The 15,727-nt window shown below is 44.0% G+C and carries 14 protein-coding genes; all 14 read right to left on the bottom strand.

What is annotated here, in order from left to right; all coding sequences use genetic code 11:
* Positions 1–12 precede the first annotated feature (12 nt).
* The 14 genes from AC4MRV_RS00400 to AC4MRV_RS00335 all read right to left on the bottom strand — a co-directional run bounded on the left by AC4MRV_RS00400 (position 13) and on the right by AC4MRV_RS00335 (position 15,052).
* Complete coding sequence (locus AC4MRV_RS00400; RefSeq protein WP_491185441.1) at positions 13–312, bottom strand: STAS domain-containing protein; 300 nt, start codon at positions 310–312, stop codon at positions 13–15.
* 36 nt (positions 313–348) lie between these two features.
* Complete coding sequence (locus tag AC4MRV_RS00395) at positions 349–1,515, bottom strand: methyl-accepting chemotaxis protein (protein ID WP_491185440.1); 1,167 nt, start codon at positions 1,513–1,515, stop codon at positions 349–351.
* Positions 1,516–1,539: 24 nt separating this feature from the next.
* The gene (locus AC4MRV_RS00390; protein WP_491185439.1) at positions 1,540–2,589 is read right to left on the bottom strand and encodes a protein-glutamate methylesterase/protein-glutamine glutaminase; all 1,050 of its coding nucleotides are present in this window, start codon (positions 2,587–2,589) and stop codon (positions 1,540–1,542) included.
* Positions 2,586–3,236, bottom strand: coding sequence for a chemotaxis protein CheD (locus tag AC4MRV_RS00385; protein WP_491185438.1), 651 nt, complete (start codon positions 3,234–3,236; stop codon positions 2,586–2,588). The genes AC4MRV_RS00390 and AC4MRV_RS00385 overlap by 4 nt, the downstream gene beginning before the upstream one ends.
* An 8-nt stretch (positions 3,237–3,244) precedes the next feature.
* The gene (locus AC4MRV_RS00380) at positions 3,245–4,102 is read right to left on the bottom strand and encodes a CheR family methyltransferase (RefSeq protein ID WP_491185437.1); all 858 of its coding nucleotides are present in this window, start codon (positions 4,100–4,102) and stop codon (positions 3,245–3,247) included.
* Positions 4,087–6,480, bottom strand: a complete 2,394-nt coding sequence (gene aer2 / locus AC4MRV_RS00375) for an aerotaxis transducer Aer2 (RefSeq protein ID WP_491185436.1) — start codon at positions 6,478–6,480, stop codon at positions 4,087–4,089. Before aer2 ends, AC4MRV_RS00380 begins: the two co-directional genes overlap by 16 nt.
* Before the next feature lie 86 nt (positions 6,481–6,566).
* A complete protein-coding gene (locus AC4MRV_RS00370; RefSeq protein WP_491185435.1) occupies positions 6,567–7,037 on the bottom strand; it encodes a chemotaxis protein CheW in 471 nt (156 codons plus the stop codon).
* Positions 7,034–7,510 carry a chemotaxis protein CheW gene (locus AC4MRV_RS00365; RefSeq protein ID WP_491185792.1) on the bottom strand — a complete coding sequence of 159 codons (477 nt, stop codon included), beginning with the start codon at positions 7,508–7,510 and terminating at the stop codon, positions 7,034–7,036. The genes AC4MRV_RS00370 and AC4MRV_RS00365 overlap by 4 nt, the downstream gene beginning before the upstream one ends.
* Positions 7,511–7,599: 89 nt before the next feature.
* Complete coding sequence (locus AC4MRV_RS00360; protein WP_491185434.1) at positions 7,600–9,669, bottom strand: chemotaxis protein CheA; 2,070 nt, start codon at positions 9,667–9,669, stop codon at positions 7,600–7,602.
* A gap of 110 nt (positions 9,670–9,779) precedes the next feature.
* Positions 9,780–10,139, bottom strand: coding sequence for a response regulator (locus AC4MRV_RS00355; protein ID WP_491185433.1), 360 nt, complete (start codon positions 10,137–10,139; stop codon positions 9,780–9,782).
* Complete coding sequence (locus AC4MRV_RS00350; RefSeq protein WP_491185432.1) at positions 10,136–10,426, bottom strand: STAS domain-containing protein; 291 nt, start codon at positions 10,424–10,426, stop codon at positions 10,136–10,138. The genes AC4MRV_RS00355 and AC4MRV_RS00350 overlap by 4 nt, the downstream gene beginning before the upstream one ends.
* 325 nt (positions 10,427–10,751) lie before the next feature.
* Positions 10,752–12,767, bottom strand: coding sequence for a tRNA(Met) cytidine acetyltransferase TmcA (locus tag AC4MRV_RS00345; protein WP_491185431.1), 2,016 nt, complete (start codon positions 12,765–12,767; stop codon positions 10,752–10,754).
* An 89-nt stretch (positions 12,768–12,856) separates the two neighbouring features.
* The gene (locus tag AC4MRV_RS00340) at positions 12,857–13,828 is read right to left on the bottom strand and encodes a ParB/RepB/Spo0J family partition protein (RefSeq protein WP_491185430.1); all 972 of its coding nucleotides are present in this window, start codon (positions 13,826–13,828) and stop codon (positions 12,857–12,859) included.
* Between the two features lie 6 nt (positions 13,829–13,834).
* Positions 13,835–15,052 carry a ParA family protein gene (locus AC4MRV_RS00335; protein ID WP_491185429.1) on the bottom strand — a complete coding sequence of 406 codons (1,218 nt, stop codon included), beginning with the start codon at positions 15,050–15,052 and terminating at the stop codon, positions 13,835–13,837.
* Positions 15,053–15,727 lie beyond the last annotated feature (675 nt).

The raw sequence follows: 15,727 nt of genomic DNA, 5'->3' as shown, positions 1-15,727 counted from the left end.
CTCCTTTGCTCTCTACTCGATAGAGAACTTCTTATCGAAGCGGGAGATAATGAGTATCTTCCTAACTTGCGGTAACGTATTGGTGATACGGATCATTCCGTCCTCTTGCTCCAAATAACTGTGCATGTTGAGCAACATCCCCAGACCAGCACTATCGATGTAATCAACTTTGCGTAAATCAATCGTGAAGCGATGATCGCGCTTTTCAGAATAACAGCGTCGAAAGTCTTGAACTAGGTTAAAGCCAAAGGCCCCCTCGATACATATAGTTACGTGCCTTGATCCTGAATCTACCTGAGCTTCTACTGACATAATTCTTTCCTCCGTCGAGCAAATGTAAAGAGAGCATTAAAAAAGCTCTACCTCTCCCTCTTCGATACTAGATTGAGAGGCGGCTGGCGCTTCTCGGTGCTGGATTTGAGCAAATAAGGATTCCGTGGCTTGTACAAAATGAAGGTTATCAACCCTCTTATGACTCCACTCGTCACAGAGTTGAGAAAACTCTGATAGGTAATCGACTGTTCGCTTCGCGTAATCTCCTTGCTGAACAATGATGTCCGCAAATTGCAGCGCTCGTATTCCGTTGTCGACTTGAACATTTAGACGCTCGCCGCTTTCACTTATTTTTTGAATTTCTTGTTCAATAGACACATTAATCTGTTGTACCCCTCGTAACATTTCATCCACTTTGTCTTTCGATTCAATGGCTTCTGTCATGTCGATCGATGCCATCTCTCCGACTGTTTGATTCGCTTCTTTCACTGTTCTTTGAGCAATATTGATCTCTTGCTCAATTTGATTATTTAGCTCTTCGGCTTTGTGGGAGAGATTTCTAACTTCCTGGGCGACAACTGCAAATCCACGCCCTGCGTCCCCAGCTCTGGCAGCTTCTATAGCAGCATTCAATGCTAAAAGGTTGGTTTGTTCAGACAAGCCTCGCACTTGTTCCAGCAACTTAAATACGGTGTCTAATTTGTCAGACATATCGTGGATACTATGAACGGCAGAAATACTCTTTTCTGAAACCTGCACCAAGGTGTCGACAAAGTTACGAATAATCGCTTCCGTTTTGGGTAAAACTTGGCTGATATCATTATCTGTACCTTCCTGACCAAGTAAGTTTTCAACCAGTTCAGTGGTGATTTGGTTTTGATCTTGAGCGAGTTTTTGCAACTCGAAGTAGCTTTCATTTAACGTTTCGACTGACTCATCCACCACGCCTCTCTGATGATCGAGAGGTTCATGTAGCTGAGTAGCGATTAATGACAATAAAGGCCCAACTGATTGAGGGGTATCCTCATTTGCCATAACACTCTCAGTAGGTTCACTCTTTAGCTCAATATCAACAGGCACAGTGCCGCGAGGAAACACCAACCAAGGAATTGCGGCAACCGCTATCATAGCCGTAACCACCAACAAGGTTGAGGCTTGAGTAACGGCGAACGCCAATAACGCCACTTGACTCGCTACCGCCAAAAAGTACCTGGGTTTTATGGATAAAAGCGTTTTTTTCATAAGGCTCTCCTTGCTCTTATAAGATCAGTGCTTATTTGGCGATAAATATTGGCATATTTGCTCAGGTACCTTGTTTAGAGGAACAACCGATTCAGCAGCATTGAGCTCTACGGCCACTCGAGGCATGCCCCATACGACGGATGTCGCCTGATCTTGAGCGATGGTTCGAGCTCCCTTTTCTTTCATCCCTAACATGCCACGCGCACCATCTTGGCCCATACCCGTTAAAATGATGCCAATTGCTTTACGGCCAACGGTTTCCGCTACCGTATCAAACATCACATCCACAGAGGGTTTGTGGCGATTTACAGCGGGTCTGTCGTCAATCTGGCAGTAAAGATGAGTGCCTTTTCTCACCACGACCAAGTGCTTGTCACCAGGGGCCACATACGCACACCCATTAACTAAAGGGGCTTGATTTACACTGAGCTCTTTTACGTTAATCGCACTGCTTTCATCTAACCGCTGAGCAAAGGAATGCGAGAACATCGCGCTGATATGTTGGGTGATGATAATAGGAGGGAGACCTGCTGGCAGAGCTGACAACACTTGCTTAACGGCTTCTGTCCCTCCTGTAGAAGCTCCGATCGCAATCAGCTCAATCGGCGTGTGGCTGGGGGCAGATACTTTGCTCAGATTGTTTTGTTGATCTACCGGGCTTTCCGCTACAACATTTGCGCCTGCTGCTATTTTCAATTTTTCATTAATCTGAGTCTTGTAGCTCACCATTTCAGCGGCCGCATCGACGGAAGGCTTGGGAAAATAATCTACAGCGCCATATTCCAACGCGGCTAACGTCGCGTCAGCGCCATGTTGGGTTAAGGTGGAAATCATAACGACGGGCATAGGTCGCAAACGCATTAGATTCTTTAGAAACTGGACACCATTCATTTTTGGCATTTCGATATCCAGCGTCAGTACATCAGGGGCATAGCGTTTGATCATATCTCGTGCTTCATAAGGATCCGCCGCGGTCGCGACCACTTCAAGGTCGGGATCCGAGTTGATCAACTGTTCCAATAGTGCTCTGAATACCGCTGAGTCATCAACAACAAGTACTTTGATCTTTTTCATTCAAATAACTCCACGTCATCATCATGCTTCCGATGACTTTCTTTATCCAACTGGTATGCATATTTTTCTTCTTGGTGCTGAAGTCTATGTACTTCAGTAAACGGAATTCGTTTTAGCCAAGCCTTGCCAGACAAAGGGTCGAACATGACTTTTCTTGGTTCCAGGCCGCCTAGATCATGGGCCACTACATGTAAATGCTCCTGTTCGACGTAATTGAGAATAAACTCAACGTTCTTTTCCCCAATCATCGAACTTCGACCTAGCATCTGCGCACCTCCAAATAGCTTTATCTGTAAATTGCTTCGTTTAGCGCCGTGCTCTATTAATGAATTGAGCAACATTTCCATTGCATGAATGCCATAGCGAGAGGCCGTAGAAACCAGTGAATCTGGGTGCCAGCTTTTAATTTGTAATGGGTTATCAAACGGCAAGAGAAAGTGATTCATTCCTCCGACGCTGGCAAATTCATCCCAAATACACGCTGCAACACAGGATCCTAGCCCTGTGGCAATCAGTTCGTCTTCGCGCTTCGTACAGTAGAGGCCTCCGGGTAAAACCTTAATAATATGCTTCGCTTTTTGAGGGTGGTAAAAACGATTAAAATGGTTATTGGAATGTTGAGATCGACGCTCTCTAACTCCTATCATGCTAGCCCCTATTTTTTCACGTAAATGGTATGGCCCAAATGATGAAAAAGGTCTAGATGAACCGGCATACTTTCTGAGTGACCTATGAAAAGGACACCGTTAGGTTTTAGCTGTTGATGGAAGCGAGTAATCAACTCAGTCTGAGTCTTTTTATCAAAATAAATCATTACGTTACGACATGATATGAGATCAAACTTCATGTCGAATGGCCACTTATCCAGCAAATTCAACTGCTGGAATTGAATCAAGTTTTGTAATCCCGAGCGAACTTTTATCTTGCCAGACTGAGCCCCTACTCCCTTCACAAAACAAGGTTTAAGGTACTTAACGGGAATCGCTTCCAAAGCCTCATCGCTGTAAATGCCTCGCTTCGCATGCTCCAGAACTTTAGTATCTAAGTCTGTAGCAGTTAAACGAACAGACTCAAAGGTATCCATCGCATGCGCAGAGTGGAGTGAAGAGACAAAACTGTATGGCTCTTCTCCCGTTGAGCACCCCGCCGACCAGATATGAATACGTCGGTGACCTTGCTGTTGCCACTCAGACATCAAAACCTTTTCTAAAAACTCAAAATGGTGATACTCACGGAAAAATTGGGTTTTGTTGGTCGTCAAACAATTAATGAAGCGACTCTGCTCTTCACTGTCTTGCTCAATAACCGCCCGATATTCTGAGAAGCGTTTAAGGCTAAGCCGCCTTAGCTGACGGCTAATACGCCCATACACCATGGTTCTTTTTCTATCTGAGAAATAAATGCCAGCATGCTTATGCATAAACCATTGAATGAACTTAAAGTCTTTGTCTGTCAGTTCAAACTCTTGATTGTCTGGCGTCATTGACTCAGTTTGAGCTAGAACTCTTCCCATTCATCTCCATCCTCTTCTAGCTTGAAGCGAGAGTTAGCCACTTTCGGTGTTCGGATGTCTCTAACATTGCCTTTATGCCCAGACTCTTTAGTCCTATTTTCAAATGTCGCGACATTGCTGTCGGTGGAAAAGAAGTTCATTAAGTTGAGCAATTCTTTACCTTCGTCTTTCAGTGATTGACTAGCCGCAGAGGTTTCTTCAACAAGAGACGCGTTCTGTTGAGTCATCTCATCCATAGTGGCAACCGCTCGATTGATTTCATCAATACCCGTAGATTGCTCTAAGCTCGAAGACGCAATTTGCGCTATCAAGTCACTCACTTTTGCTACCGCATCAACGATCTCATTGAGAGTTTCTCCAGATTCATCCACTAAGCGAGAGCCTTCATCTACTTTCTCTACGCTATCTTTGATTAAACCTTTAATCTCCTTCGCTGCGGCGGCGCTGCGCTGTGCGAGATTACGAACTTCACCTGCGACAACAGCAAAGCCTCGACCTTGCTCTCCTGCTCTCGCAGCTTCAACTGCGGCATTAAGCGCAAGTAAATTAGTCTGGAAAGCTATTTCGTCAATCACACCAATAATGTCGGCAATTTTCTTACTCGCTGAGTTAATTTCCGCCATCGCAGAAACAACGTGCCCAACAACTTCGCCACCTTTGCTGGCTTTCTTACTGGCATCATCTGCAAGATCGTTGGCACCTTTAGCATTGTCGGCGTTAAGTCGAACCGTCGCCGTCATTTGCTCCATACTTGCTGCTGTTTCCTCCAGATTTGAAGCCTGTGCTTCAACACGCTGACTAAGATCGTTGTTGCCCTCTGCAATTTCTGTAGAAGCTGTCGCTACACGTGCGGAAGAATGAGTAATTTTTTCGACCATATTGCGCAAGTTGATAATGGAAGTATTCACCGCATCGGATAGACGGCCAAACTCCCCTTTATTGTCATCAGACATCGTGCTGTTCAGATCGCCGTCGGCAACCTGACTCATGACTTCGATACATTGGCCAAGCGGTGCAACCATGGTATCGAGAAGATTGTTAATGCCATCCCCGAGCTCTTTCATAAACCCGTTATAAACACTGGTATCAATACGCTCCGTTAAATCCCCATCAATCGCTTTTTGGATCAATGCTTCAACTTGACGTTGACCATCTTGCTGCTCTGTAATGTCTACCCATTGCAACGCAGGCCCAATGTAATTACCTTGCCCATCGCGCATGGCAATACATGTTAGGTTAAATTCCAACGAGCCAACCGCAATATTGGATGAGAAAGGCAAACGGTCTGGATTAGCGATGATGTTACGTTGATGACCAGGGTTCTTATGGAACACATCAATGTTCTTACCAATAAGGTTACTTGCATCAAAGCCAGGTAACTCATTCTGAAGATCCCGTTCTCGGCTACGCAATAAATCATGCAGAGATGGGTTTAAATAGGTAATGATGCCATCTTTATTAGCCATCATTAGGTTGGTCGTCATTCCTTCTACCGCTGATGCAAGGCGACCAATTTCTTCTTCTTTTGCGCGCTCTTCTGTAACGTCACGCCACTCCAAAGTATTACCAATGTATTGACCTTGCGTGTCACTAATTGCCGCTACATTCAACTCAATTTTCAAATCCCCGATCGTGATATCGGTGCTATAAGGCAAGTTATTTGGATCCGCCAACAGCTTGCGTTGATGAGCAGGATTACGATGAAACTCGTCGATACATCTTCCCATTAACCACTCTTCTGTGGCCGTAAATCCTGACCATACCGATCGCAGCGTTGCCTCATGCTTAGTAAACAAACTGACCGTTTCCTTGTTTACGTAGGTAATCAAGAAATCTCTGTCTATCATCACCATCGCGGTCTGAGCTTGATCCACCGCTGCCTGCAAGCGCGCAATATCATTTTCAGTTTTCAGTTCTTCCGTCACATCTTTCCATTCAAGCGTGTTACCGACATACTGGCCTTGGGCATCAATAATCGCGCCGACATTGAGCTCAATTTTGACATCTTTCACTGTAATATTAGTGGTATACGGCAGGTTGGCAGGATTGGAAAGCAACTGTCGTTGATGGCTTGGATTAACGTGGAAAGCATCAATACAATACCCCATCAAAAATTCTTCTGTCGCTTGGAAGTTTGGCCATACTGAGCGAAACAGCGCTTCGTGAACCTTCAACAGATCGATCGACTTTTTGTTGATATAGGTAATATTAAAATCACGATCGATCATCATGAGTGCCGTTTGCGCGGCATTTAGGGCAGAGAGTAACTGCTCTTTTGAAATGCCTTCTTCTTCGTGTTCTAACTCTTCCGTTAAGGTATCTTGCGTCGGAGCTGCAAATGACGCGCCTACCTCTGATTTCCTATTCCAAAATGCCATGAGTTACCTCTCACTGATTGCTTCTTCTGACGTGTGTTACAGCTTCTAACGAGTGTTACTACGCGCGTTCAATTTACCTATTAAAATCATGCCCAACTTTCTTCTTCCTGGTTGGGTACTGGTAGCCCTGGTACATCAAACAGAGCATCTAAATTAATTAATATCAAATGGCCAGAATCGACCGAGGCGATCCCCTTTACGTAGCTATGATCGACATCCGCTGCAACATGGGGCGCCGGTTTGATTTGGTCATCACTCAATGGGTACACTTCCGATACACCATCAACGATAATGCCTAACGGGTGTTTCTCGGTATCATTCAAAACGATCACAACCGTTGTTGGACCAAGATGTGCAGGGGTTAACCCAAAGCGTATCCTCAAATCGACCACAGGCACGTATTCGCCTCGAATCTCTAAAACACCTTTCATGTAAGATGGCGAGTTTGGAATTTCTCTAACCGGGCTCCAACCTCGGACTTCTCTGACATCCAAAATTGGTACTCCATATTCGTCTTCTTCGAGAACAAAGCTTAAAAACTCTTCCGTCAACTTCATGATGTGCCTCGTAAGATTTTCTCGATGTTCAACAACTCTTGTGTATCAAGTAACGACATCACTTGGTCACCTACGTTGAGTAACCCCTGCAAATATGGAATCACAGGAGAATCCCCAACAGCTGGATACAACTCATTACTTCCCTGGCTTATGACATCACTGACAGCGTCAACAACCAATCCCATCAGTTTCTCACCTTCATCACCCGATGAACGTAAAACAATCACGACTGTGGTCGGTAGGTATTCTTGTCGACCTACGTTAAATCGAGCTCGCAAATCAATGACTGGAACGACCATCCCTCTAAGGTTGATTACGCCAAGTACATAGCAAGGAGAACGAGGAATCGGCGTGGGCTTTTCCCAAACTCGGATTTCTTCGACATCGTTAATTTCAACGCCATATAGCTCACTTGCTAGCTGAAAACTTAGAAAGTCAGCACGCTCACCCGCATCTTCGTTTATCTCATTCATTAGATTTTCGTTATGCGCTGAGATGTGCTGCTTGGATGAATCAGACAATTCGGCGTTACTGTTTCGTTCCATCTGCTCCATTTGACCTCCTAAGCCGCTAGCCCTTTGTGAGAGCTCTCAGCTGTCCGATTTAAATAGCTCGTAATCAGCCCTTGAATGTCTAATATCAGAGAAACCGAACCGTCCCCCAAAATCGTCGCACCTGAAATGCCACTCACCTTGCTATAATTCGACTCTAGGCTCTTGATCACCACTTGCTGCTGATCAAGCAATTCATCAATCAATAGCCCTACTCTATTGCCCGCAGCTTCAACAAAACACAAGATACGCTGCTCTAGGCAGCCACTCTGCCCCATTTCCAACTCTTCTTGCAGGCGCAAAATCGGAATGTTCTCGTCTCGCAAACGGTAAAGCTCGATGCCCCCTGATGCTAACTTTATACAGCTAGGATCAATCTGAATTGACTCAACAATGGTTAAGAGAGGAATGACATACACTTCCCCTGCAACCTTGACGAGTTGGCCATCTAAGATCGCCAAGGTAAGAGGTAAACTGATAGTAAAGCAGCTACCCTGACCCAATTTCGATTCAACTTCGATATGGCCGCCTAGCTCTTCAATGTTTCGACGCACCACATCCATACCGACGCCTCGACCTGAGATATCAGACACTTCCTCGGCAGTAGAAAATCCAGGAGCAAAAATAAGGTTCATGATCTGTTTATCGGAATACTCTTCTCGGCGAGAGTGTTCATCCAGCACACCTTTCTCTACCGCTTTATTCCACAATGTTTCGCAATTCAGACCTGCACCATCATCTCGAATCTCTATTACAATCGAGCCACCTTGGTGGTACGCGTTAAGCTCAATAAGCCCTAACTCAGGTTTTCCTTTTTCGAGTCTCAATTCTGGCTGTTCGATACCATGGTCTATGCCATTTCGAACCAAATGCACTAGTGGATCAACAATTCGCTCCAGCACCGTTTTATCCAGTTCGGTATGCTCACCTTTGATTTGCAGATTAACCTGTTTGTTTAAGCGACTTGATAAGTCACGAACTAAACGCGGGAATCGGCTAAACGCAAAGCTCATTGGCAGCATACGAATGTTAAGTACGTTTTCTTGTAAGTCTTTGCTGTTCTGCAGTAATTGGTCGAGGCCCGCTTTAAGCTTTTCAAGCTTATCAATGGAAAAGTCATTCCCGATTTCATTGAGCATCGACTGAGTGATAACAAGCTCACCGACTAAGTTGATCAAGCTATCGACCTTATCGATGTCCACTCGAATCGAACTAACACTTGAGTCTGACTTAGCGACTTTGGTTGATTTAGATTTAGGTTCCGATGATGTTGATGAAGAAGCTTGGGGTGGAGTATCGCTTGAGTTCTCTTCTGAGTTCACAAGATCTTCTGAAGGTCCAACCGACTCGGCCGATTTAAGCTCAACCGTTAAATCGCATTCGTCCTCCACCCACTCGAAAATTTCTCGAATTGCCGATTCATCAATGTTTGCAGGAAGTATTGCGCTCCAACTGGTGTAACAGAGCTCAGCTTCCATATCATCTAGACTAGGAAGTTGGCTCAAATGCGCTTCGATTTGGCAACTATCATCCAACTCTTTAAGTTCACGTATGATTCGTAGAGGGTCGTTACCACTAAAAAAGATTTCTTTGTGAGGTTGGAATAGGATTTGCCAATATCCGTCTGGCGAATCTTCATTGCCATTCGGTTGTTCATGAGGCGTTTCTGGTTGAGACTCTGCATCTGCAGAGCCGCTGCCCAATAATGTTTGAAGCTGCTCACCAACGCTCGCCAACAATTCCTGATTAGTATCACTGCCAGATTCATGGCTCTCCAACATACTCTGTATGCAGTCACCACTTTTAAGAAGCAAGTCCACCGTTTCTAAAGTAAGTTGACGTTCTCCGTTACGGACTAAATCTAGGTAAGCTTCAACTGAGTGGGTGAATTCACTGATATCGAGTAAGTTGAATGTTGCAGCTCCCCCTTTAATGGAGTGAGCTGCACGAAAGATTGTGTTTATCGACTCTTCATCGATTTGGCTGGGATCTAAGTTAAGAAGTACGTCTTCTAAAACTTCAAGATTTTCACGACATTCCTCGTAAAACATCTTACGCAACTGTTCCATGTCTAAAGCCATGTAGACTCCTCACCAATGACGTTGTTAGGGCATACCATTTTTGCTTATTGAATTTTGGTATTACCGCTGGCTGCTATTCCTTGCCTGTTAATAGCTGCAGCCCGAACTTGTTACACTACACGTTTCAATGTTTTCAGCAGTGTTTCTGGGTTAAAGGGTTTAACCAACCACCCCGTCGCGCCAGCAGATTTGCCTTGCTGTTTTTTGTCTGCGCTTGTTTCTGTGGTTAGCATTAAAATTGGTGTGAACTTGTATTGAGGTTTTTCACGTAACGCTTTGACTAATTCAAAGCCCCCCATGTTTGGCATGTTGACGTCCGATATCACCACATCAAACTTGGTGCCCATTACTTTACTTAGCGCGTCTTTTCCATCATTAGCCGTTTCGACTTGATAACCGGCATCTTTTAAGGTGTGACTCACCATTTGTCTGATAGAAACAGAATCATCCACAGCTAGAATTTTTGTCATACTTCGTCCTCTCCAAAGTCATAATTCCATTTAATTTGGTCTTTGAGCCCCAATGTTCTGATGGCTTCGACCAGTACCTCGGTTGGTTGAGTTAGCTGAATATCAATTGAATGATTTTTGGCAGAGAGGAACAATGAAGTGAGTGCTTGGACACCAGCGGCATCCACTCGAACCACTTTAGAAGCATCAATTAGGAGTTGAGAGTTTAGACCTAACCACTCCTGGTAGTCCGCAGCGGAATCTAGCACGGTTGATATATCAAGCGAATCAGAAAGCGAGCATTGCATGAATTAACCTTCACTTATTATTATCTCTAGCCAATATTAATCTTGTTGCTTAAAAATCAGTGTAGGAAGAACTGAGTAATTCGCAAATCCCTGATATACGAAAAATGTATGATTCGACCATTTTCCAATCCGAGGAAAATAGAAATAGTGTAATTAAATTAGTCTCTTAGCTTATGGTTTTATAGGACTAGAAAAACCACAACTTTTTTATGCGATAGCACTAGTGATAGGTAGATGATTAAAGTAATTAGTTTAATTTACAGTGTAAAGTGAAGGACCATTTACACTGTAAATTTGAATGGAGCCCTTAAGGCATTCTTTGAACTTACACTTTACAGTGTAAATTAGAAAACGAGGTCACAAGTTCAGAAAGCTCAGATTTGAACTGAGCCTCAACCTGTTTTCGTCCAGCACATCGAGACAACTCCGCACACTCACGCCACTCTCTCTGCTGAACAATCTTCATAATAAGGAGGCCGCTCATTTTAGACACAAGGCTCGGAGAGGCTTTCCACCAATTATCTAATATTGGCGCAACGCTGTCATAATGGCAGCCACCAGAAAGATAGCCATCAACCAAGCTGAAAGCCCCAGTAAAATCAACGGAAGCATTAAGTTGCTCTGTCAAACTACGGACTAAGTCAATTTCAAGCTTTTGATAAATCACCGGCAAGGAATACTGAATAAAGAGACGATAATAATCGCTAGCTTGATTCAGCCAGGAAGCATGCTGAGAAATCATCACCAAAGAATAGGTTCCGCTAGCTTGATCTCGGCTACTGCCCAACTTCACCGGGATAAACCCACTCTGGCGCCAAAAGCTAACTAGCTCACTGGTTGCTCCAAAGCTGGTGGAATAAAAATCGTAACCCGCTGTGTCTTGTAGTTGTGCCAGCATTTCTTGGCCAATCCCTTGTCCTTGCATGGCAGGATGAACAGCAATTCTCATCACTCTTAAACTGGACTGCAACGCGGCCTCGGCGATATTAAGCTGGCTAGCCAACTGCGTCGCCACTAATTGACCTTTTGGTCGACGTTTTCCTTGTTGAATCTGAACAACTAAATCACCATTCAATTTTCCTTCTTCAACCGTGAGGATACAACCAATACACACGTCGCCTTCGAATGTAGCAAACACGTCAATAGAGTCATCCTGCAACAACAACATCAAGTCATTTGGCGAGGTTTGATAGTGCGCATTTACCAGCAACGCAAAGCATGCACGAAGTAGCTTTGGCTCTTTAAGTAGCCGAGCCTTATCTAGTTTCGTCAGTTGCGTTTGATGGGCTGGAATCGAGAGCTCTTCTAAATCGACATCCAACAGAAAGCTATCAAATAACCAATGTTCTAATGGATCGTTTTCGGCCCAGCGTATTGGCTGAGACAGAGAATAAAATTGAGTCCCAGATCTAACCTTGCTTAACCAAGATTGAAACTTAACCGTGAATCCACGCCCACAGCCTTCATAACCATGTACTGTTGTCGAAAAAACCGTACGATGATAGTGCTCAACCATCTGTTGCAACATCGGAATAGGAATGGCAGATGCTTCATCCACAAACAGACAATCGCAATGCGGTCTAGTTCTTAGCAATTCATCCGGCGCAACAAATTCTATCTTGGACTGTTCCAACGATAAAATGCCCTTTTGCATCTCAGCATCATTCAGTAGGCGAGCAGCATGCTCAAATATAGGCTGTACAGTCGCAAGTGTCGGAGCGCAAACCAAGATATGAATTGGTTTTGATTGAATCAATTCAGCAGCCGCTATTCCAAGTGCGCTGCTTTTTCCGCGCCCTCTGTCAGCCGTCATAACTAATGGACGTTTGCGGTGTCCTTCAACGACTTTGCGAATTCTCTCAACAGCATTCAATTGTTGATGAAATATGTCTTGCGTGAAGACCTCAGCTTTGGGGAGTTCAGGTAGCGTCCTATTTTGTTTGACTTGGATAAGCTTGCCAAACGCTCGTTCAAGCCAAACCTGCTCTGCTTGATTTGTGTATGAGCAAGGTGGGATGACCAAAATTACGCCCCCTCCCCTAACGCAGCCAAGAGCAGCACTCAAACTATTCGCATCAAACGCTTCTCGAAAATCGCAAATCAATAGGCCACATTCTTGACCAAGTAACTGCTGGCCTTTATTAAACGTCACCGAGCGCTGCGCAAAAGACAGAGACGGGCCTCCCAACTGAAAAACTGCCTGATTTCCAACCTGGGTTGAAATCCATTCTACTAAGTTCATCAGCCATGCTTCATCACCACTGAGTACAACCCCGTAGCGATGGAAACTGCTATCGGCAGAATCTAACAAGTCTGAGAAAAAGCGTTGAGTAGTGTCCATGAAAAATCTCGTCATTATTCGAACAGCAGGCTGCATTATGGCACAAAAAAAGCCGCTCAAGGCGGCTTTTGTCATGACTGATTGTCAGGTTACTTAAGCTTGTCTGCAATGAATTCTAGAATATCATTCATCACAGCATCGTCTACTTTCTTTAAATTTAGCGCTAGATTCTGACCTTTTCGCGTATAGCTTGCTCGGCCTTTCACTAAATCTTTCTTAGCAGAGGCCACCGCTTTTTTAGGAGCAAGTTCATCGATCCATGCTTCGATGGTTTCTGTAACATCTTTAGTAATACGCGTGACACCAAGTGCTTCACTACGCTGCCAAACAAAGCCCTCTTTAGAGCTGCATTTCTCTAAAAGCTGCTTACGCTTATCATCATCCAAACCGTTAAACTGTTTATGAAGCTTAACAATTGTTGGACGGCCTAAATCTGCGACATTTGGATAAGCTTGTAACAGTTCTAGAGGGAGATCGGCTGCTTTTAAAGCTCCGCTGACTAATGCCTCACTGCATTGGAACATCTTTGCTAAAGCTTTCTGATCTTCAGCGTCACCGCTCTCAAGCTTCGCCTGCATTTCTTTGCCTTTTTCAAACAAAGAAAGTGGCTTGTGAGCGTTTGCTACATCAGAAAGAAACTTCGCGTGCTCACCACTAATATTGTCGCCAACATAAATCAGAAATTCTTTTTCTGCCAAAATACATGACATGCGACGACGACTGCCGTCCAGAACTTCAATTTTACCATCTTCACGTTTACGACCGACCGCTGGATACTGCTGGCCGCGCTCACGTAACGTCACTAAAACATCCGACAACGCGTGTTCGTTTAGGAAAGACTGTTCACGAGCATTCTCTGCAAAGACGACCGTTTTTGCTTCTACTTGATCTGCAGGAATACGGACCAATTCAAATTGCACAGTCTCTTCCCCAGCAACAGCCAACTCAATCACTTGGGCTTGCTCTTTCGCTGCTTGTTGAGCCTGCTGCGGGGTTGTCACATGACGCTTATTCGCTTTACCGAAAAGACGTGCATTCAAATCTGAAGTTTTAATTGCCATGTTCTATTACCCCTGGTTTAGTGAAGTCCAATGACTGTGAAGGACGCGTTCAAGCTCTAATGCACTTTTCTGAACCGCATCTTGCGCTGTAGCAAGTGTTTTCTTACCACCTTCAAAATCACCAGTTGTGAGATCGAAAACAGTGCTGTACGTGTCAGCACAAGTTTCAAATGCGCGACTACGAGGGATTGTCGCCATCATAACTTGGTCACCAAGAAGGTAATTCATCTCTGTAAGAACAGCGACCTGCTTCTTATTGTCGTCTTCAAACATCGTTGGCATCAGACGAACAAACTCTAGCCCTTGCCAATCCTCAGGGAACATCTCATAAACAGTAGGTAAATGCTGGAAGAAGTTAACCGTCGAAGCCCAGTCTAAACGTTTAGCCGCACAAGGAATCAACAGTGCATTCGATGCATACATTGCGTTCCAAACTAATGGATCAACGTGCGGACCAGTATCAATCATGATGACATCAAAATCATCAGCAATTTGGTCAATCAGCTTTTCTTTTAACAGCTTAACAATATCAAGCGATTGGTTTTGCGAAAGGTTCTGCCACGCTTCTGCGTTGAACATTGCATCTTCAGGGAACGCAGATACTGTCTTTAAGTTCGGGTATTGCGTTGGAAGCAATACGTTTTTGTGCAAAAACTCTTTATCAATTTCAACACCTTCAGGAACGTTATCCAACATAACGTCGACGGCAGAGTAAATATTATCGTGATCGGTAATGCTGATCTGAGGGTTCAAGAATAAACGTAACGAACCTTGAGGGTCTAAGTCAATCAAACAAATGCGGTAACGCTTATCAAGATTTAGCGCCATACAAGCGGCCAGGTGCACCGCTGTCATCGATTTACCTGTACCACCCTTCTGGTTCTGTACATTGATGATCCACGGCTTGTTGTCACCATTTTTCTTACGTTCATGGAACTTCGGCACACCCGCCGCATCCATTAGCATATGTGCTTCTTGAAGAGAAATTGAATAGTGGTTAGCGTTATTTTTGGTGAATTGATGTCCAGACTCTTCAAGCTTGCTAATAGCATCATCAAGCTTGCGACGTGTTAGTCCCGAACGAGTTTCCATCAATGCTTTTGACATTGGAGGAAAATGATCATCACTGCGCTCTTCCAAAACAATCTCAATACGATCAGCTTGAACTTGAGCAGTCTGCTCAGCAAGGCGATTGAGATTCTCAATTGTATTATCTCTTTTCATTGCCAAATTCCGTAATAAATGACCTGCCTTCGATTGTACAGCATTTAAATACATAAACAATAAAAAGGTGAACAAACACTTATGGATAAAAATCACATTAAATAGAAAGAATTCTATACTTTTAATGTTTTGGAGCGAAAAGCATACAAATATTTGATGTTTTATCGCTGGATTACACCACTTTAAAACTCTCAGATTTCAAATGTCACACTGTCACAAATTTACAATGTAAAAAAGTATAGCGTTAGAAATACCGGAACGATTAACTTTGCATCGTATTTTACGGATGGTGTCATTTCGATTTAACAAACGAAGAAAAAACATCACGTTTATACAAAAACAAGCCAAACAATCAGAACAGGGCAGCGACCAAATGGCGAGATTGAATTCATTGCTCTAAACCCGAAACACCGAAACGATGATCAAGGAGCTAATCATGATCATGCTTTCAAAGTAAACTGGCTATTTAGGAACAATGATCAAGGATTTTAGGTCCATTCTCATCATTTCTCAGTAAGCGATCATTCAATCAAAAAGATCGGAACAATGATCAAGCAAAAATGCTCCCCGGAAGCATGGAAAATTTCAACTAAACTACGGGGAAATGCAGTTACAGTCGGCTTTGACGACAAATTGGTGACATACTTGAGAAGATTTGATGACAAGTTGATTGAA

Source organism: Vibrio sp., assembly GCF_984391705.1.
The sequence above is the reverse complement of the archived record's forward strand: the minus strand, read 5'-3'. Positions and strand labels throughout refer to the sequence as shown.

Bases quoted from the DNA above. Each gene is read 5' to 3' on its own strand.
- AC4MRV_RS00400 (WP_491185441.1), bottom strand. From the start codon at position 312: ATGTCAGTAGAAGCTCAGGTAGATTCAGGATCAAGGCACGTAACTATA.
- AC4MRV_RS00395 (WP_491185440.1), bottom strand. From the start codon at position 1,515: ATGAAAAAAACGCTTTTATCCATAAAACCCAGGTACTTTTTGGCGGTA.
- AC4MRV_RS00390 (WP_491185439.1), bottom strand. From the start codon at position 2,589: ATGAAAAAGATCAAAGTACTTGTTGTTGATGACTCAGCGGTATTCAGA.
- AC4MRV_RS00385 (WP_491185438.1), bottom strand. From the start codon at position 3,236: ATGATAGGAGTTAGAGAGCGTCGATCTCAACATTCCAATAACCATTTT.
- AC4MRV_RS00380 (WP_491185437.1), bottom strand. From the start codon at position 4,102: ATGGGAAGAGTTCTAGCTCAAACTGAGTCAATGACGCCAGACAATCAA.
- aer2 (WP_491185436.1), bottom strand. From the start codon at position 6,480: ATGGCATTTTGGAATAGGAAATCAGAGGTAGGCGCGTCATTTGCAGCT.
- AC4MRV_RS00370 (WP_491185435.1), bottom strand. From the start codon at position 7,037: ATGAAGTTGACGGAAGAGTTTTTAAGCTTTGTTCTCGAAGAAGACGAA.
- AC4MRV_RS00365 (WP_491185792.1), bottom strand. From the start codon at position 7,510: ATGAATGAGATAAACGAAGATGCGGGTGAGCGTGCTGACTTTCTAAGT.
- AC4MRV_RS00360 (WP_491185434.1), bottom strand. From the start codon at position 9,669: ATGGCTTTAGACATGGAACAGTTGCGTAAGATGTTTTACGAGGAATGT.
- AC4MRV_RS00355 (WP_491185433.1), bottom strand. From the start codon at position 10,139: ATGACAAAAATTCTAGCTGTGGATGATTCTGTTTCTATCAGACAAATG.
- AC4MRV_RS00350 (WP_491185432.1), bottom strand. From the start codon at position 10,426: ATGCAATGCTCGCTTTCTGATTCGCTTGATATATCAACCGTGCTAGAT.
- AC4MRV_RS00345 (WP_491185431.1), bottom strand. From the start codon at position 12,767: ATGGACACTACTCAACGCTTTTTCTCAGACTTGTTAGATTCTGCCGAT.
- AC4MRV_RS00340 (WP_491185430.1), bottom strand. From the start codon at position 13,828: ATGGCAATTAAAACTTCAGATTTGAATGCACGTCTTTTCGGTAAAGCG.
- AC4MRV_RS00335 (WP_491185429.1), bottom strand. From the start codon at position 15,052: ATGAAAAGAGATAATACAATTGAGAATCTCAATCGCCTTGCTGAGCAG.